Raw genomic sequence first — 20,663 nt, 5'->3', positions numbered from 1 at the left:
TACGGATATGGGTTGATTTACATTCTGGGCATTGCATAAATTATTCCTCCTATTCATACTCTAACTCAGCAACGCCGTTAAATCAAGGGTTTGAGACTTGTGTTGAGCGTAGCCGAAACATTGCTTCCCTACTTTATCTTCGGACAGAAAATCGTAGTACGTGCCTAAGTCCTCTTAAAATTGTGGCAAACAGCGCAAATCGCTAGCATTGACCCGATGGCTGGCGTCAATTTGATAAAATCTTTCAAAACGGAAACTTATCGGCTTGAGACACAGTTGTGTTTTTGTGGCTAAAGCCACCCCGCCATCAGCGACAGTTGCGGTAGCTGTTTCCAAACGGTTTTGTTCTTGTGGAGACATTTCCATTCAGGATTCTAGTCGTCACAACGCCGATTTGTAGTTCCCGGACTTCAGATGCCCTTGGTGCTGACTCTTACGTAAGAAACTTGGATGGTTGCTTGATATTTACTCGCTGACGCTTTACTGTGCCTGCTACGGTTCGAGCGCCAGTCTGTTGAAACTCACGCCCAGAGCACCATTATCGCTTAAAAGCCCCGACAGCCTGTTCCACAAAGAATAAATTTCTTCTGGGGACTAGGGGATTGGCAGGAGATCCCGCCCATAAAAGTCTTATTGAGAAGGGTGCAACATCTCAGTTTAAAAATCCAAGGGGCGGGTTTAGCCAACAACATAGACAACCAGCACAAAACCTCCGAACAAAAGCAGCCGACTCAAATCAGAAACCAAATATTTGCGCCAATTCTGATTTAATTATATTGCTATAGCAATCCTTGCAGGAGTCGTAAACTTTTTACCCCAACAAAACCCTCCCCTTATCAAGGGGAGGGAGTAAGAAATTCACAAATGATTGAGGATTGCTATATAGCAACCGCACTCGATGTTTATGAGGTTTTCACTTGCTGAAACTAATGGGGTAGATTCCTTGCGACTAAGAGCATATTAATGATAGGAAAAATCTTTTTTCGCAGGGCGATGGCGATTAGCGCACGCACAATAAGAGGAACAGCCCAACTAATCTCCTTCCTTCTTTCCCAAATAACTAAAGCCTTCTCTGTTCGAGAGTTAAAGCTTTTTTCCTTCTGCTATATAATGATTAAAGCGTTAAATATTTTTGCAGTGACAAAAACTACTAACAAAAAAGACGGCAAATCCTCTAAATATCCCTTTGACGGTCTATCTTTAGACGATCGCAATCCCGACTTCATTCAGCTTCTGTTGCCACTCTGGGAATGGCTGTACCGCTACTATTTTCGCGTACAAAGCGACGGTTGGCACCACGTCCCCGCGAGCGGAAAAATGCTCGTGGTTGGTTCTCACAACGGGGGAATAGCCGCTCCTGATATGTTTATGTTCCTATACGAATGGTTCCGCAGGTACGGAACCGATCGCTTGGCCTACGGATTGATGCACCCCACGGTTTGGCAAGTTTCTCCTGATATTGCTAGCATGGCGGTTCAGTGTGGTGCTCTCAAGGCGCATCCGAAAATGGCGATCGCAGCTTTGCGAAAAAATGCTCCTGTTCTAGTCTATCCGGGCGGCGCCCAAGATGTTTTTCGCCCCCACCACTTGCGCGATCGAATCTACTTTGCGGGACGCAAGGGATTTATTAAATTAGCATTGCGAGAAGAAGTGCCAATTGTACCAATTATCTCGCACGGCGCCCACGATACTTTGATAGTTTTGGCAGATTTGTACGAACAAGCAAAGCAATTGCATGAATTGGGGATGCCGTGGCTATTTGGCATCGATCCAGTGGTATTGCCGGTGTATTTGGGATTGCCTTGGGGATTGAGTATTGGGCCTTTGCCAAACCTGCCTTTACCCGTTCAAATTCGGACTCGCGTGTGCGAACCGATTGTATTTGAGAGGTATGGTTCGGAGGCGGCGCGCGATCGCGATTATGTTGATGCTTGTTACGATCGAGTTACCGCCCAAATGCAAGGGGAATTAGATGGTTTGGTTGGCAATTGAGAATAGCACAAGTCTATATTAGAATAGGATGCAGAAACCGATTTTTTTTACGACTACAGCAATCCTTGCAGGAGTCGTAAATTTTTGACCCCACCCCAGCCCTCCCCTTATCAAGGGGAGGGAGTAAGAAATTCACAAATGATTTAGGATGGCTATATATAGCGTGAAGCGCGAGGGATATGGGGAAAAACCCCGGTTTCTTGAGTCCTGTGGGTAAGTCGTGAATAAAAACATTTTTGGCAATAAATCTAATAATTGATTTCAAAAACCGACAATTGCGGTAGGCAATCGGATTTTACCCATCTTAATTACATAAAGTATCCGAAAACCGCAGTCGCCCAAATCACGGTTTTTATCCTCAAGGTTCAAGGGAACATAATATTAGCTTAAATAAAGGCAGATGAATAGGAATTTATCTGCTTTTATTTTCCATCCTCGGCGGGGAAAAATAGAATTGGCAAAACTAACCTAATTCTGTATAAACTCTTTATATTAATTCTGCCTTCTGCCGAACGGTGACTAATTGCCCGATCGCCTTAACCACAATACTGGGATGAAAAAGTACAGCCGGCGACTCAATCATGTGTAGAACTTCCAAAAATGCTTGACAAACTTTAGCATCTCCGACCAGCACTTTTAACACTAGATCCATGTAATCAATTGTCAGCCGCGTAGCAAGGTTTAGTTTTGCACCTGTACTTCCGCGATAGCGGGAATCCTGACTGATGGCAAACGTCCAAGGAATAGTGTGTAATTTTGCTAGTTTTTCTTGAAATTGTCGCGCGCGCAAAGCCTGTTAAATCGCCTTTTGGATACCGCTTTCTTTGCTTTTGCAAACATTCATCTAGCATCTGAGCATCCAGTGCAGCAACGGTCATTCCCTGGCCATAAACTGGGTTAAAAGCGCAAACTGCATGACCTATAACTGCCAAATTTTCAGGATAGCGGGGGAGGCTTTCGTAGTGGCGTAAACGGTTTTCTGTACCTCGATAACTATAAACAGGTGTTATTGCTTCTGCGTCTTTAATCGCATGATAAATTGTCGGGGTTGGCAGAGTGCGGGCAAATTCTAGAAAACCTGCTTCGTCGGTCGGGGGATAATCGCGATCGCCCCCGGCGACACTCACCAGCCAGCGATTACCTTCGATCGGGAAAATTGCACCGCCCCGCGTGCGAAATGGTGGTGCGGTTGACACAAATACTGGGGCTGTGTCTGACAATTTACCGCTGCATTTATAGATGCGGCTGGCATAGCCGACAAAAGCATTGATAACGGTTTCTTGGGGAGGTTCATAGCCCAAACTTTTTAACCATTGAGGTGTTTTGGAAACTTTGCCACCTGCATCGACTACTAAATCTGCATACAAATTCTCTGCATTGATGTTACCTGGGTTGTGGCGATCTCGAAAACGCACCGACACGCCCGTAACATCCGCGCGCGAGGCATTCGCCAGCAACCCCGTTACTGTGCCTCCTTCGAGAAAATGCACGTTCGTATTTTCAGCCAAGCGGCGCCGAATTTGCCAATCAAGTAAATCCCGACTGAACATAATTACATCCTTTAGATCCGGGCTGAATTGCGGGGCCCAACCTGCGGGACTAAACCACCCGATCGACCTCGGATCTAACATAGGAGCACCAGCAGCTACCAGTTCATTTTCCAAGCCTGGAAACAACTGTTCTAGGATGATTTTTCCCCGATTTAAAAGGATGTGAAGGTGACGGGATTGAGGAATTCCGGGACGGGGCGCGGGTTTTTCTGGGAAAAAATCTTTTTCAACAATACTTACTCGCTCAAAGTGTTTTGCTAATACTCTAGAGGCCAACAGTCCTGCTAAACTGCCACCAATAATAATTGCATGACTTTCTCGCTGCACGATCGAATTCCTTGAAAGCTAATTTGCTATGGCATTGGTAGATGATTTGTGAACCATTTGTCGAGGATTTTGTGTTCACTCTTAATATCGATCGACCAAAGATTCTCCTCTGCGATTATTTTAATCAGACTTACCACGACTACTATCAATCTCGGGTGTGCCACAGCGCACCTTATTCATTACTAAGAACTAACAATTTAACAACTGCCAACTTACATACCACAAATAGCCCTAAATAGACAGCCGGCCGCAGACATATTTCTATACTTCCAACTGTAGGGGGATGCTTTAGCTCGTCAATAAGGCGATGCTTGCCATTGGGGGCATGAGTCTAAAACTATACATTAGTTAACTCGCGCTAACGATCGCGCGCACCCACCCCTTAATGAGGAATATACTATGTATCAAAATTTGCCCATAAATCCACAACTGTATAACATCGGGTTCTGGCTGGCCCAAGTGCCAGTAGAGCAGACTACTACAAACAGAGCAGAAGATGCAGCACTCCTTTATTCCGGGCCGCAATTTTTTATCGCCTTAATAGCTGGAGTCGTACTAGCCTGCGCTTTCCAACTCTTGCTAACAAATTTATCAGTAGCTGCAGGCCTTTCGTACATGGGACAATCCCACGACGACGACCACCACTCCGATAGCAGCAGCCCCCCAGTCCGCCACATCGGCCGAAAGGTAGGTACTTGGACGCTAGTCACCGTCACCATTGCCCTATTCTTTGCTTGCTTGCTAGCAGTGAAGCTTAGCTTGATTAGCAGTCCCGGTTTAGGTGCGATCGTCGGTTTAGTCGTGTGGGCAACCTATTTCTCAATGCTTGTCTGGGTGAGTTCCACCACCGTCGGTTCCTTGATTGGTTCCGTCGTCAACACCGCCACATCGGGCTTTCAAGCGATTGTCGGCACCGCAGCCTCTGCCATCGGCGCAAAAGCAGCCAGCAACCAAGTCGTCGCCACAGCCAAAGCAGCAGCAGCAGCAGTGGGCCACGAACTAGGTAGCGCGATCGACCCTACAAGCTTGCGCGAAAACGTCGAAGACTACATCCAAAGCCTCAAACCGCCCGAATTAGACATCAAAGGGATGCGTAGCGAGTTTGAAAAATTGCTCAACGATCCCCAACTAAAAACCATTGCAGCCGAAAACTTGCCCAATCTTGATCGGCAAACTCTCGTAGATTTAGTAAGTTCGCGATCGGACTTATCAAAACGCGATGTAAACCGGATTGTAGACCAACTTCAAGATGCTTGGAAACAAGTAGGAAAACAAGGGCAGCAATCAGACGGCATCGCCCAATTGGTAGACTATCTCAAATCTGCAAAATCGGGAGATTTGCTCTCAGATACGCTGACAAGTAGGGTAGAAAAAGTCCTTGGCAATTTGGGCGGTCAAAATTCTGGAGAAAGCCCGACCATGATGTCCCAAGCAACGACAATGGCAGTCAATGCTTTAATGGGAATAGTATTGGGTCGCACGGATATGTCCGACTTCGATGTTGAAAAAGTAGTCGGTCAGCTTAAAGCAGCTAAAGACAAAGTTACCCAGCAAACTGATAAAGTTACCGCTCAAGTTAAAGGCGAACCCGAAACTTACAGCCCAATTCGTGCCGACGTAGAAAACTACCTACTCAACACTTATTCGTGGCAGATGAACCCGCAAGCGATCGAGCGCGAATTTCGGGACGTGCTCTACGATCCTACGGCTGATCCCGGAACTGTGCGCCGCCAGTTAGAAAAACTCAAACAGGCGAGTTTTGCGGAAATTCTGGCCAGTCGAGGTGTTTTTACCCAAGACAAAATTAAACAAATTTCCCAGGAATTAGAAGCAATTAGACAGCGCGTTTTACAAACAGTGATCTTTGCCGAGGAGCAAGAAAAATCTCGCGATTTGCAGTGGCGGTTGGAAACTTATTTGAAACTGACGCCGAAAGAAGAACTGACAGCAGCAGGTATCGGGAGCGATTTCAAAAAAATATTAGAGGATTCCGACGCTAGTTACGAACAGTTGCGCGATCGGCTTTCTCCTTACACCCGCGACAGTTTTGTGCAAATTCTCAGAGGTCGCGAAAACTTCGGATTTCAGGAAGTAGAACAGATTGTTCAAGAGTTGGAAAGGACGCGAGATGTAGTTTTAGCAGATTCTAAAGGTCTGCAAGAAGCAGCGCAAGTTCGACTAGACAACCAGTGGCAAAGAGTGCAAGAATACTTGAAGTCTACGGGCAAAGAAGAACTTAATCCCGAAGGCATCAAGCGCGATTTGAAAACGCTGCTGGATAACCCAGAAGCGGGAATGTGGGCGCTGAGAGCTAGAGCTTCTAAGTTCGATCGCGAAACTTTGGTAAAATTGCTATCTCAGCGGAAAGACCTCAGCGAAGACCAAGTAAATCAGCTTATTGACAGCGCCGAAGAAAATTGGCAAAGTGTGGTGCATGCGCCACAAAAGTTAGCCGAAAAAGCTAAGGATCAGTACGACAATACCACCACCGCCCTTGCAGATTACCTGCGTAATACTGGCAAATCAGAACTCAATCCTGAAGGGATTCAGCGGGATTTGACAAAACTGCTGCAAAATCCCAAAGAAGGAGCTTTAGCGCTGCGGGGCCGCCTGTCTCAAGTCGATCGCGATACTTTGGTAAAACTGCTTTCTCAGAGACAAGATTTGAGCGAGGAACAAGTCAATCAAATTATCAACCAAGTGCAGGAAACCCTGGGATCGATTGTGAAAGCGCCGCGCCGTTTGGCAAAGCGGATGCAAAGCCAGGTGCAGGATTTTCAGACTGTTTTACAAGATTATTTGCGTAATACAGGCAAGGATGAATTAAATCCCGAAGCCATCAAGCGCGACTTGCAACTGCTGCTGCACGACCCGAAAGTCGGCGCTTACAGTTTGGGCGAGCGCCTGTCACACCTCGATCGAGCTACAGTTGTTTCTCTGCTGTCTCAGCGGCCGGATATTTCTGAAGCAGAAGCCAATCGCATTGTCGATGGAATTTTGTCGGTACGCGACGAGTTCGCCATGCAAATTCAGAAAATACAGGAGGGTATTCAGTCGGTAATTGACGGGGTTCTCGGAAAAGTTCGGGATTACCTCAATTCGCTCGATCGCCCAGAACTGAATTACGAAGGAATTACGCGGGACGTGCGGAAGTTATTCGACGATCCGCAAGCCGGATTTGACGCTTTGCGCGATCGGCTTGGTCATTTCAACCGCGATACTTTAGTTGCACTAATGAGTTCGCGCGAGGACATTTCCGAAGCAGATGCCAACCGTTTGATCGACCAAATTGAAAGAAGCCGCAACAGCGTCTTGCAAAGAGCAGAACGCTTGCAGCAAGAGGCTCAGCTTCGCCTCGAAAGCATCAAAGTGCAAGCTGAAAAACAAGCCGAAGAAACTCGGAAAGCAGCAGAAGTTGCTTCTTGGTGGCTGTTTTTCACAGCTCTAACCTCGGCAGCAGCAGCAGCAGGGGCCGGTGCTTTAGCCGTCATCCGATAAAAAAGACTTCAGTTGTGATCGGATTGCATATATAGCAAGACTAAATCATTTGTGAATTTCTTACTCCCGAGTGATCGGGTTCGGGGAGGGTTGGGGTGGGGTAAAAAATTTACGACTCCTGCAAGGATTGCATATAGTGCCTGATGTGAGTTTCTACTGACATCAGGCACTAATGTTAGTAAAGGATTTTATCTGCGAGTAGGAAGGGGTTTATTTAAGTTATTGGTAGTGTATAGGCTTATTAGTAAACCTGCTCCTACCTGTTTTTTTAGGATGGTGTAAACTGTAAATTCGTACATTTTAATTAACTGTTTTGATTGATTTAAAATTAAAAAATAAAAATCATAATTTTTGGACTTTAGAATTTTTTATTAGAGGGGCGGATGTAAATGAAAAGTCTGCGGATATTAATTACTTCTGCGAGAGCTATTTTTTTGTCAGTTAGGAACGGGGTTCAGGCTTCGACGCTGGATAGGCTTTTGAGCTTATTCCACTACTCTTGCAAGGATTGCTAGACAACGACAAAAATCAACACAGCTATTGAAATGAGATCCTTTTGGCAGGCGCAAGTCGGTGCGCCAGTCCGCTCTCTCCTCAACATTTTTTAGGTACAATAATAGTGAGGGTTCTCAACCCAGCACGCCTGTTATACCAACCGCCCGCCGCCCTGGCTGCATCAGTATCAAACGCAAACAGTTGTGAGTTCGATCGCCCGTTCCTTTTGAAAATGCCGATCGTCAGATCATAACTTGTAGGTCATAGGTTGTGCATAATAGGGAACTAAAGCTGCGAAAATACTACACTGACTGTGGGGGGCAACATACCGGATACCTTGGAAATACCAGGGGCTTTGCTCTCGTCACCCCAGAACAGTCCAAATACGCAGGCCCTGCGATCGCCCATGCTAAACAACCTATGTCTCAAACTTCTCCTGGCTAGTTGCCGAGTAGCACCGTGAGGAGGGCGACGCCATGCAACTCCGAAAAAAAACACTATTAATCATCGGTGCAGCGCTGATCAGCCTGATTGTGGTTCTCTATGCCACTGCATCAACTATTTTGCTGCATGATTTTCACAACCTGGAGGCACAGTACGTGCGCCAGGATGTCGCACGGGCTTTGGACGCATTAGATGATGACTTGTCGAATTTAGACACCAGCGCCCAAGATTACGCCGAGTGGGACGATACTTACTCTTTCGTGGAAACACGGAACGAAAATTTTGTCAAGTCAAATTTCGTCAATTCGACATTTATTTACTTGAGACTAAACTTATTGGTGCTGCTTGACTCCAATGGTAAGACGATCTTCAGCAAAGGTTTCGACCTTAAATCCCAAACCGAAATCCCGATTCCCGAAAGCTTAAAACAGCACTTGACCGAGGCGCTACTAGACTCATCTACAGTCGATGGCGATCGCCCCGGCCCCAACAAAACAGGCGTCCTCACCCTGCCAGAAGCCAGACTGCTGATTGCCGCCAAGCCCATCTTCAACAGCAACGCCCAAGGCCCGTCGCGGGGGACGCTGATTTTGGGACGCTACCTCGACAGCAGCGAAATCGGTTTGCTTTCAGAACTGACTCACCTGTCAGTGGATTTTAGATTGCCGAGTTTAGATTTTAAAGTTGGAGCCGCGAACTACTCCGGGCACACCGCCAAGGCGCTGGCTCGATCGAGGCAGGAGTTGGAAAATATCAAACTCAAAATTTCCAACCTCAAATCAGTAGAAATTTTAGTCGAGCCACTCAGCGGCACCTTAGTCGCAGGATACGCCCTAATTCGCGACATTCACGGCAACCTAGCGTTGCTGCTGCGGGTAGAGACAGATCGCATCATCTACGGCCAAGGTCAGGCTACCTTGGAGCTATTTACCTTATCAATACTGGGAGTAGGTTTAATATTTAGCGCCATCACCCTGCTGTTGCTAGAAAAATTAGTCTTGGCGAGATTGGCTTCCTTGAGCACCAGCGTCAGCAACATCGCAGCCAGCGGCGACCCAGACTTGCGCGTTCATATGGCAGGAGCAGATGAACTCGCAAGCTTGGCCGACGGCATCAACCGAATGCTAGAAGCATTGGGCACTTCTCAAGTCGAACGTAATGAAAGCGAAGACCGCTATCGGTTGATGGCCGAAAATTCAACCGACATGATCACCAGACACGACCCCAAAGGCGTGTTTGTTTACGTCTCCCCCGCCAGCCGCGCTTTGCTGGGATACGAACCTTCGGAACTCATCGGCCGCGTCCCCAACGATTATTTTCACCCCGACGATTTAGAAACCATTGCCAAAGCTCACTGGAAAGTCCTGGCGCTCCCAGTTACTTACACCGTCAGCTACCGCATCCGCCGCAAAGACGGCAAATACATTTGGTTTGAAACCACCGGCCGCACGATCAGCGATCCTCAAACCGGCGAAGTCCAAGAAATTATCGGCATTTCCCGCGACATCAGCGTGCGGAAGCAAACAGAACAAGAACTGCGAGAAAGCGAAGCTGCAATCAAAGCTTTGTACCAAGTGACTTCGGCTCCCCGTACAGACCCGCTCAACCACCTCTCTACCTTTGATTTGCGCCTCCAAGAACTGCTGGCAATGGGATGTCGGCATTTAGGCCTGTCCGTGGGAATTTTGTCCTGCATTCAAGGCGACAACTATCAAATCATGGCTGTTGAGTGTCCCGACGGGTCGATCGTCAAAGACCAAATCTACGATCTGGAAAAAACTTTCTGCGTCGCTACGTCAATGGCAAAAGAACCGATTTACTTTGAGTCGGTGAGATTTTCGGGTTTTTCCTTCAACATTGACGATCGAGCTTTCCCCATCGAAGCTTACATGGGCATTCCCGTCACGGTGGGAGGGGAGGTTTACGGCACCCTGTGCTTCTTTTCTCCGACTCCTGTGACAGAACCGTTCCGAGTTGTAGACAGAGAGTTGGTGAAACTGATGGCTCAGTGGGTGGGAAGCGAACTCGAACGCCAGCAAACCGACGTAGATTTAGCAAAAGCTCGCGATCAAGCACTGGCGGCTACTAGAGCCAAAAGCGAATTTTTAGCCACCATGAGCCACGAAATTCGCACTCCGATGAATGGAGTCATCGGCATGACTGGTTTGCTGCTGGATACCCCCTTAACTCGCGAACAGCGCGATTTTGTAGAAACTATCCGCAGCAGCGGCGATGCTTTGCTGACGCTGATCAACGATATTCTGGATTTCTCGAAAATTGAGTCGGGCAAATTGGACTTGGAGGAACATCCGTTTGATATCCGCACTTGCATTGAGGAATCTCTAGACTTGGTAGCTGCTAAGGCGGCAGAAAAAAAACTGGAAGTGGGTTACTTGATCGATCGTACAGTACCGGCAACGGCGATCGGCGATAGCACCCGCTTGAGGCAAATTTTAATCAACTTGCTCAGTAATGCTGTTAAATTTACCGACGCTGGAGAAGTGGTGGTTTCGGTGACTGCAAAAAAGATTTCAATGCCGACGACTAACGCTAAAGAACCGCCATTAATTGCTGGCGAACCGGTAGCAACTAACCCAGCATACGAAATACATTTTGCGGTCAAAGATACCGGTATCGGCATTCCGAGCGATCGCATGGATCGGCTATTTAAATCTTTCAGTCAGGTTGATTCTTCAACGAGCCGACAGTACGGTGGTACCGGATTGGGTTTGGCAATTAGCAAGCGTTTGGCCGAAATGATGGGCGGCCGGATGTGGGTGGAAAGTATGGCTAGTGTCGCGGGCAATCCTCCTGCCGATTTTAGATCATCGGCAGTTTTTGATTTGGGATGGGCAGAATCTTGCGAAATTGCCGAAAAATATGGCTATGGCAAATCTGTACTCAGCAACAAGCCGATCAGCCAAAATACGAAATCCGTTGGCTCTACTTTTTATTTTAGTACGATCGTTTCGGGCTGCAAGAATTCCTTACCAGTTAACTTGAGCAATTCTCAACCTGAATTAGCTGGCAAGCGAGTCTTAATTGTTGATGACAATGCTACCAACCGCAGAATTTTGACTCTCCAAGCTCAGTCTTGGGGAATGGTAGCTAGGGCTTCAGCTTCAGCTCGTTTGGCTTTAGATTGGCTGGCTGCTAAAGAGGGGTTTGACTTGGCAGTTTTGGATATGCAAATGCCGGAAATGGACGGGTTGGCTTTAGCGGAGCAAATTCGGCGGTATCCTGATTGCGAAAAGTTGCCGTTAGTGATGCTAACTTCGATCGGCAGGCAAGAAATTAACCCCCCTACTATGCAGGAGATGGATTTTGCTGCTTTTTTGAATAAACCCATCAAACAGTCTCAGCTTTACAATGTTTTAATCAATATTTTTGGAGAACAGACAACTGAATTTAAAGGGCAGCGCACTACCGGGTCTTTCTTGCAAACCATACCCGTGCTGGCGGAGAAATTACCCCTGCGGATTCTGTTGGCTGACGATCATTTGGTGAATCAGAAGGTGGCTTTGCAAATTTTACAGCGGATGGGGTATCGCGCGGATGTGGCGGGAAACGGTATCGAAGTGCTCGAAGCTTTGCGCCGCCAGCCTTACGATGTGGTGCTGATGGATGTGCAAATGCCGGAAATGGACGGACTGGAAACTACCCGCCGCATCCGCGAGCAATTTTCAGCAGATTTAACTTTAGAAAATCACACGGGAGAATCAGAAGTTTCCGCAACTGATGAGCAACCTAATAATGGAAAATCGAAAATCGAAAATCGAAAATTGACTGACGAGGAATCTAACAATCGAAAATCGAAAATCGAAAATCGAAAATCGACGAGACCTTGGATTGTGGCAATGACGGCAAATGCGATGCAGGGCGATCGCGAAGAGTGTATGGCTGCGGGGATGGACGACTATTTGAGTAAGCCGATCGCCATTGAGCAGTTGGTGCGAGCTTTGATCGCGTGTAAATCTCGATCGAACTCCGCATTCGATCGTCTGCAGCCGATTGTTTGTTTGGATGCCCCGGCAGAACAGATCGAAGCAACGAGTGAATTAGAAGTGCGATCGAATGTGGCTGTTGCGGGAAATCCACAACTGACAATTCCCAATTCGCCCGCAGTCGTCGATTGGGGTTCATCAAATCTCGATCAGGCTTTGTCACAGAGCCACGGTTCCCTGAGTGCCAAGATTATAGAGGGACTGCGAGATGTGGAAGCTTTGGACGAAGCGATCGAGATTTACCTCGAAACAGCTCCCGAACTGCTGCGAGGCATCTCTATGGCTCTGTCCAACGCCGATCCGCTGGCTTTGCGGCGATCGGCTCACTCTTTAAAGTCGATTAGCGGTACTCTCGGGGCTTTTCGCTTGTTTGAACTGTGCGAGGAACTCGAAATCATGGGCCGCATCGGCACAAATGCTAACCAGCCTTTACCTGATCCGGCCTGCGCGCTTTTAGAACAGGTTGAGGCCGAGTATCAAAGAGTCGAAACGGCGTTAAAAATAGAAATGCAGTCTGTTGATTATTAGCGGTTATATCGTGTCCGATTGATTTCTCATAAATTCAAGTCCGCTCCGGGTAAGGCTGTCCATCTGAAGCAACATTAGACAATCGAAAGTTATCTCACCCACCCCAAGGAGGGGACGGTTCACTATTAACTTACTTTTTAGTTACCAAAACCCAATCGTCGGCTGTTTTCACAATCTCAGCATTCTGCAAACCTAAATGTTTTAAAACGGGTTTTTCTAACAGGAAATAAGGTTGAGGAAGAGTTTGCCATTTCTGTTTGAGCGTCGGCGCGTCGGCGACAATAACTTGGCGTTGACTATAAAAATTCAGCGATGGACGGCCCAAGCGGTGAGAAGTAAACACTTGTTGACCGGCCGGAGTTCCTGTGCGGACAATTTCGGCGATGGGCTTAACCGGATAATCCTCCGCCAGTTCCCAAACCCAGTTATCTGAAGCCACCAATACCAACAGCGTCACGTAAGTTCCCCAAATTAAAACTAATATAAACTGTCGGTCTTTGCGGTGCAGCAACACTGCCCCCATTGTCATTGTCAAACCTACAAACATCAGCATTAACTGCAAATCTCGCTGGAGAGGCACAATGTATTTCCCAATTTGCACTAAGCCACTGAAGTAAATGCAGCCGACAACACCAACTACAGCCAGTATTGCCAAAATCGCGGGGTGAGGCAACAAAGAAATAGCATCAAAATGTTCTTCTGCTTCCTCTTTGACAGGCTCTGGCGGCAGCCACAGTTGCTCCCAAACTTCAGCGAGATAACTGCCAACGGCAAGAGCAAAAGCTGGATAAATGGGCAAAACATACCACGGCAATTTAGTATTCATCACAGAAATAGCCAGCAGATATACTCCAGTCCAAACCAATACTAATTTTGGCCCTGGAAAATTGCGATTTTCCCAACTCAAACGCAGCCCTTGTAGCCAAAATAACTGCCACGGCCAAGCTAATTTTAAAATTTCTAAAATATAATACCAGGGCGGGCCTGTGTGACTGCTCACAGGTTCCGAAATGCGTCGGAAAGATTCGTTAACTAAATTAGCGTGGATGAAATATTGGCCGTAGTGCAGCCATTGGGCAAAATACCAAGCCGCTACTGGCAATGTTCCGATCGCGAATCCGCCCCAAAGATACCCAGAAGTGAGGAGTCGCGGGGTATCCCAAACCAAAAAAATACAGCCCACAGCAGCCAACAGCAGCCCCAACATCACGCCCTTAGTCAGGCAAATGAGTCCGAACCCAATCCCCGCCCCCAAAGCGTAGCGCAAGTCGCGGCGCGATCGTAGCAAACACCACATCGCCCCTAGCAAAAAACACAAAACCGCCCCATCCAACATCGCCAAACGTCCATGCCGCACCACTGGTAACAGCGTCAGATAAACGAGGGCAGAAAAAATGGCAATCAAACGCGGAGGAAACAACTCCCTGCCAATAGCGTAAAGCAACGGCACTGAAGTGGCTGTCAGCATCGCCGGTACCAACCTCGCCGTCAATTCGCTGACACCGCCTGCTGCAAAACACAGCCCGATTAGCCAGTGTACCAGCGGCGGTTTGTTGAAATAAGGCATAGAGTCGATCGTCGGATACAGCCAATTTAAGTTGCCACGCCAAATTTCGCGACTTACCTGCGCTGCAATGCCTTCATCCCAATCCCGCAACGCCACGCCGCCCAGATTCAGCCCGAAAATCAGCACTGCGCCCAACAGAAAAGCCAACATCCACAGTTTGTCTGTAAAGCTGTCATTCCAGCGATTTTTCGGTTTGCGGCGTAGGAATGGAAAGATTTCTGACATAACTTAAGAGAGTTTTGAGCGTCCCAAACTGAAGGTAAACTTAGAAAGCAGTTATTTGCGACTAGGAAAATACCATGAACTTGCCTGTAATTATAGATATTATCATTGGCTTAGTCTTTATCTACCTGACGTTAAGCTTGCTAGCTTCGGAAATTCAGGAACTGATTGCTACTGTTTTGCAGTGGCGGGCGGAACATTTAAAGAAGTCGATCGAAGTGCTGATTTCCGGCGGCAGCGAAGGCGCGAAAGATCCCATGCAATTTAAGCGAGTCGGACAGTTAGCCAATTCGATTTACACCAATCCCATGATCAAGGATTTGAATCAGGGCGCGAAAGGGCTTTTATCAGAGGGATTCCGTTCTGTTACGCACCGCATGGGAGATTTTTACCACGGAGTTACGGGTACTAAAAATGTTTTCGGCAATAAATCCACTGGGCCTTCTTATATTCCAGCCGAGAGTTTTTCTGCGAGCCTTTTGGATACTTTAAAGATTTCTACTTTGATCAGCTCTATCTCTAAAACGAGATTAGAAAAATTTAAAACTTTACAGTTGGCACAAATTAAAAGGATAGGAGAGAGTCTGAATTTGCCGCACTCTACTAAACCGATTATCGAGCAAGAATTTGGCTGGCTGACTGCGGAGTTTGATCGAGTTATTGAAGATTATAAAAACGATTTAGTGAGTTTGAACAACAGCTTGGATAGGATGTCTGAAAAGCTGGGATTTTATATTAAGGATTCTCAGGTTTATCTGCCAGAAACCGAGCTGGCAGGGAGAGAGTTTCAGCGGCATATGGCATTTGTTAAGGCTCGTTTTGACAGCCAATTTGAGCGGGCGGCGCTGCTAGGGCAACTGCAACCTAGTTTGAGCAATCTGTTAAATACTGTTAAAAAAAGTCAAGATACGGTAGGCGAAATTATGGAGCTAAAAGAGGACAGTCCGATTTACCAACAAATTCAAGAAACCTTGGACAGTATGCCAGACTCTTTGAAACGCAGCCTTTATCTTTTAGCGCAGCGCGCTGAAAAAGGCGGGGGAGATACTCAAGAGCAGTTGCAGCGGTTTCAGCAAGAAATTGAAATTTGGTTTGACCAATCGATGCAGCGTGCTTCGGGCGTTTACAAGCGGAATGCCCGAGGGGTGGCGATTTTGCTCGGAACTGCGATTGCGGTCGCTGCTAATGCTGATACCATTAATATTATTGATCGGTTGTCGAAGGATTCGATGCTGCGATCGAATGTTAACTTGTATGCTCAGCAGTTGGTGGCAAACAATGCTAAGACTCAATCAAATAATTTAAGCAGTCTGACAAAAGTTCAAAAGGATGTCGATCAAGCTTTGGATCAGGTAGCTCTGCCTTTTGGATGGAGCAAACAGAACAGCTTAGAACGAGATAAGCAGGGGAATTTATTGTGGCCGGCTTTGATAGCAAAATTGTTTGGTTGGATATTGAGCGGCGTAGCTATTTCTATGGGGGCTGCTTTTTGGTTCGAGGCGCTCAACAAGATTATTAATATCCGCAATTCAGGGAAAAAACCCCCATCTTCCACAGAATCTTGAGGGGTGCAGTTGCGCGGCCAGTTAACTAACTGTCATACCCTTTTAGATTTTAGATTTTGGATGAGGGAATGACTGAAGACTATCGAGGTTGGAAGGATGGGCTGACAGTTGGATTCTTTTTTGAAAGTGGTATCACGGAGAGGATCTCGGATTTATCGGTAATTGCGCGTTTGCCGGAAGTAAGGGAAAACACGGAGAATATAAATTCCGTGCGATCGCGGATGGCAGCTCAGCAGAAATAGGAGAAACTGATAGATAGGTAAAATAAGAATGAGCGAAATAAACAAGGTAGCTGGCAGCTTCTGGGGGTCCGACTCCAGGGGTTTATCTAGTGCTCAACTCACTTTTGGAGGACGGAATATGTTGACTTCTTTAAGGGAAACGACTCCCGCCTCGGAATACGCAAATCCCCCATCCAAAAGCTTTGTATTCAAGGACTCCAGCATCAATGAAGCTGGATATTTTGTTTCCAGAATTTTGGCTGGGGAATCTGACTGCATCGAGAAAATTACCTCGGCACTTCAAAAATCGGCCTCTATCCTTAGAGAGATTGACAAAGTTGGCACAACTTCTGGCAGCAGCTCGAACCAACTGCAATTAGGCTTTGTTATCCTCAGTTCAGATTACCTGGAACCATACAAAAGTCAATTGTCAAAATCCCATAGTTCTCTGACTCAAAACAGCGGACTTGGTTCGTGTTATGCCGATCGACATAGTGATACACTCAGCAACGGCGGTGGGCGCGATCGACTGTTTGCTAATTAAGGAGAGTGATTTAAGGGAGGGTGTGGAACGTACCGAGGGCGACTGAGCCGAATGCAATTGTAATTAGGGACGCAGGTGCGATCGCAATCAACGATTAGATCTGACTCAATCTGCCATAATATCAACTCCCGCTGAATAATTTGAATCACGTTTGTAGTGAGGTGGGCAGTCCTCACATGGTCGGTAGCACGCCATAAGTCAATTGAGTTCTAGCGATGGGTTCCACTTAATGTTAGACAGTTTTGACTCTTAGTAAATGCGACCAAACCTCCTGGTAATCAGTATTTCGCTGTATCGCAAACCTAGCAAGTTCACAGCATATAGAATCATTCAAAATCTACATAATTCAGTTTTCCCTTGGATGAAATACAGCTAGGGAAACTCTATTGCATTGTGCCTATAAGTAAAATATCACACTCAAATAAAAACTACTAAATATAATTAAGAGGAGTTATTCTCGGAGCAATTACCTCCACCATTTCCGATTACCTGAACTCCGGCTAGTGTTAGTCAAATAAGGTCGAAAAAAGTTGGATGGTAGAACCTAGATTGATTTGTTTGAATATTCACGTGTTGTAATATATTCCCAGAGGTAGAGGTCTAAAGTTCCCTTTTATTCAGGGTCGAACCGATAAATATGGGTCAGAATAAATTAATAAAAACATTTAAAAAGTTGCACTATATCTCAAGTTAGTGTTAAGATACAATGAAATAAGCCTGATCATATTGCTCCCGGGTGTATCTACTAATAATGCCCTTAATGGAGTCTCCAATATGAGTTCTACATTCGCTCAAGTTAACTCACAATCTTCTTTTGAAAAACAGCCACTGCGCTCGTTAGTCTTCATTGACTCCGGCGTGGAAGATTACGAGTCACTTACAGCGGGAGTGCTGCCGGGACAGCAGGTAGTAATACTCGATCGCGCCAAAAACGGCATCGAACAAATCACCTCGGAGATGGAAAAATACGCCTCTACTAAGGGGGCGATAGACTCGGTTCACATTATTTCTCACGGCAGTTCTGGCAGCCTACAATTAGGCAATACCGCTCTGGGTTCAGATAATATAGAGCAATACAAAAGCCAGTTGGAAAAGTGGCAAACTTCACTAGCCCCCCAAGCAGACATCATGCTGTACGGCTGCGATGTAGCAGGCGGTACAGGTTCTAATTTCGTCGATCGATTCAGTCAATTAACCGGGGCTGACGTTGCGGCATCCACCAACACAACCGGCCGTGACGGCGACTGGAATTTAGAATTTGCCTCTGGCCAAATTGAATCTCCCTTAGCCTTGCAGCCACAGGCTATGGCAAGTTACCAAGGTGATTTAGCTACGATCGTAGTAGCCAACAATAGCGATAGCGGGCCCGGTTCATTAAGGGCTGCGATCGCCAGCGCTGTTGCCGGCGATATAATTACCTTCGCTCCAGGTTTAGCCAGCCAAACTATTACCCTCACCAGCGGTCAACTCGATATTCCCGCTGGCAAAAACATCACGATTGACGGCGCCGCAGCAGCGGGTTTAACGATCAGCGGCAACAACGCATCCCGCGCCTTTTTTGTCAATGCAAACGTTGCGAGTGCTACCAATTTTGTTGTCAAAAACCTCATTATTACTAACGGAAAAACTACCGATCGAGGTGGCGCGATCGGCACAACCGACGAAGTAAACCTCACAGTAGACAATGTTCAGTTCAACAACAACGTTGCCGATAAAGGCGGTGGCGCAATTTTCGGTAATTTCAACAATACCCTGACTGTTACTAACAGTAAATTCAACGGCAACGTCGCCACCGCAGCTAACGATGAACGCGGTGCAGGTGCGATCGGCTTTTTGAGTTCCAAAGCTTTTACAGTCACCAACAGTGACTTCACCAACAACAAAGGAATTAACGGCGGGGCGATTAACAGCCTTCAGGGCAAGTTAACCATTGACAACTCCCGATTCATCGGCAACGATACCACTGCCGCCACTTTCGCCACAGGTCAGCCCAATGATTTTTTAAGGGGTTTCGGCGGCGCAGTTTATACCGATCGAGCCAGCAATCCCAGCGAAGCTTCCGGCACAATTAAGATCACCAAAAGTGTATTTCAAGATAACAAAGGGCGAGGCGAAGGCGGAGCAGCTTATCTGTTTACCGGCACCCAAGATAGCGTAAGTATTGCAGACAGCACCTTCCAAAACAACGAAATTCTGTCGCTTCCGGGTGGCAACAACGGAGTTGGAGGGGGGTTGGTAAACTTGAGCAACGGCCTCAACAAAGGACTTACCGTCTCCAACACCACCTTTGCTGGTAACAAAGCCCCCGCTCAAGGTGGCGCAATGTGGATCATGGATGCCACTACCACGATTACTAACAGCACCTTTTCTGGCAACCAAGTTACTGGGACTACCGACTTTTACGGCAATGTCGGTGGTGCAATGGCTCTTTATGCCCCCACAACCATCGTCAACACCACCATTGCCGATAATTCCGCCCGTTGGGTTGGCGGAGGCATCTCGGCTGCGGAAGGAAAGCCTGTCAGCGTCAAGAACACGATTTTTTCTAACAACACGGCGGGGAATGAGTTTGGCATTCAGCAGCACACCAGCAGCGAACTAACTGACCAAGGTGGCAATTTTCAGTGGCCTGTCAAAAAAACCACTAACTTCAACGATTACAATGCGACGGCAAGTGTGACGATCGCAGACCCCTTACTTGGCCCTTTGCAAAACCTCAACGGCGCTTTAGTCAGGCCACTGCTGATAGGAAGTCCGGCAATTGATAAAGGGATTGCCACGGGCGCACCCGCTACGGATCAGCGCGGCGTGACTCGCCCTCAAGATGGCGACAGCATTCCAGGTGCGATCGTGGACAGCGGCTCTTTTGAATTGGGAGGTAGTGTCGTCCCAGTGCCAACTCCGACGCCTGCGCCGACTCCGACGCCTGCGCCGACGCCTGCGCCAACTCCGACGCCTGCGCCAACTCCGACGCCTGCGCCAACTCCAACTCCCACACCGACTCCGGCGCCGACTCCCACTCCCGCGCCAACTCCAACTCCCACACCGACTCCGGCGCCAACTCCGACGCCTGCGCCAACTCCAACTCCCACACCAACTCCGGCGCCAACTCCCACACCTGCGCCGACTCCGGCGCCGACTCCTACTCCCGCGCCAACTCCCACTCCGGCGCCGACTCCGGCGCCAACTCCAACTCCGGCGCCGACTCCAACTCAGACTCCGACACCCACACCGGAACCCACTCCAACTCCGACACCGACGCCGGCACCAACTCCCACACCGACTCCGGCGCCAACTCCGACGCCTGCGCCAACTCCGGCGCCAACTCCGGCGCCAACTCCCACACCTGCGCCGACTCCGCCGCCGACACCAACTCCCGCACCGACTCCAACTCCGGCCGTAGATGATTGCTTATTCGATAGCCTCACCGCCCCGCAACTTGACCCTGCCACCATCACCCCCAACCCCGTCCAACAAACTATCAACGGCGGCGACACTACCGATTTCATCATGGGCGGTGGCATCAACGACTCAATTAACGGACAAGCCGGCAGCGATACTCTCTACGGCATGGGCGGCAATGACAACATTGACGGTGGCGCAGATAACGACTCAATCTTCGGCAATGGAGGCAGCGATTTCATCCTAGGCGGCGCTGGTAACGATACCATCTATGCTGGCAAAGATAATGACACTGTTGTTGGCG

At 47.8% G+C, this 20,663-nt stretch carries 11 protein-coding genes; 7 read left to right on the top strand and 4 right to left on the bottom strand.

The features are described from left to right. Positions 1-174 precede the first annotated feature (174 nt). Entirely contained in the window at positions 175-360 is a 186-nt protein-coding gene (locus QT996_RS25825; RefSeq protein WP_333050104.1) for a hypothetical protein, read from the bottom strand. A gap of 750 nt (positions 361-1,110) precedes the next feature. Between QT996_RS25825 and QT996_RS25820 the strand changes: the two genes are divergently transcribed. After that, entirely contained in the window at positions 1,111-1,992 is an 882-nt protein-coding gene (locus QT996_RS25820) for a lysophospholipid acyltransferase family protein (protein WP_333050103.1), read from the top strand. Positions 1,993-2,479: 487 nt separating this feature from the next. Here the strand turns inward: QT996_RS25820 and QT996_RS25815 are convergent, their stop codons facing one another. Next, a complete protein-coding gene (locus tag QT996_RS25815; RefSeq protein WP_333050102.1) occupies positions 2,480-2,644 on the bottom strand; it encodes a hypothetical protein in 165 nt (54 codons plus the stop codon). Between the two features lie 4 nt (positions 2,645-2,648). After that, the gene (locus tag QT996_RS25810; protein ID WP_333050100.1) at positions 2,649-3,869 is read right to left on the bottom strand and encodes an FAD-dependent monooxygenase; all 1,221 of its coding nucleotides are present in this window, start codon (positions 3,867-3,869) and stop codon (positions 2,649-2,651) included. Between the two features lie 399 nt (positions 3,870-4,268). On the opposite strand from QT996_RS25810, the gene QT996_RS25805 reads away from it, so the two are divergent. Beyond that, entirely contained in the window at positions 4,269-7,367 is a 3,099-nt protein-coding gene (locus QT996_RS25805) for an MFS transporter (protein ID WP_333050099.1), read from the top strand. A gap of 971 nt (positions 7,368-8,338) precedes the next feature. Continuing rightward, the gene (locus tag QT996_RS25800; RefSeq protein WP_333050098.1) at positions 8,339-12,838 is read left to right on the top strand and encodes a response regulator; all 4,500 of its coding nucleotides are present in this window, start codon (positions 8,339-8,341) and stop codon (positions 12,836-12,838) included. Positions 12,839-12,968: 130 nt separating this feature from the next. Here the strand turns inward: QT996_RS25800 and QT996_RS25795 are convergent, their stop codons facing one another. After that, positions 12,969-14,630, bottom strand: a complete 1,662-nt coding sequence (locus QT996_RS25795) for a glycosyltransferase family 39 protein (RefSeq protein ID WP_333050097.1) — start codon at positions 14,628-14,630, stop codon at positions 12,969-12,971. A 74-nt stretch (positions 14,631-14,704) separates the two neighbouring features. Between QT996_RS25795 and QT996_RS25790 the strand changes: the two genes are divergently transcribed. The 4 genes from QT996_RS25790 to QT996_RS25775 form a co-directional block, all read left to right on the top strand. Next, on the top strand, positions 14,705-16,192 hold the full coding sequence (locus QT996_RS25790) for a hypothetical protein (RefSeq protein WP_333050095.1): 1,488 nt from the start codon (positions 14,705-14,707) through the stop codon (positions 16,190-16,192). Between the two features lie 68 nt (positions 16,193-16,260). Beyond that, positions 16,261-16,434 (top strand): hypothetical protein, encoded by a 174-nt coding sequence (locus tag QT996_RS25785; protein ID WP_333050094.1) that lies wholly within the window; start codon positions 16,261-16,263, stop codon positions 16,432-16,434. A 118-nt stretch (positions 16,435-16,552) separates the two neighbouring features. Then, positions 16,553-16,957, top strand: a complete 405-nt coding sequence (locus QT996_RS25780; RefSeq protein WP_333050093.1) for a hypothetical protein — start codon at positions 16,553-16,555, stop codon at positions 16,955-16,957. Between the two features lie 774 nt (positions 16,958-17,731). Next, a partial coding sequence (locus QT996_RS25775) for a DUF4347 domain-containing protein (RefSeq protein ID WP_333050092.1) occupies positions 17,732-20,663 on the top strand: 2,932 nt, incomplete at its 3' end.

The organism is Microcoleus sp. S13C4 (assembly GCF_036700865.1).
In the GTDB taxonomy this organism is placed as follows: Bacteria; Cyanobacteriota; Cyanobacteriia; order Cyanobacteriales; family Microcoleaceae; genus Microcoleus.
The sequence above is the reverse complement of the archived record's forward strand: the minus strand, read 5'-3'. Positions and strand labels throughout refer to the sequence as shown.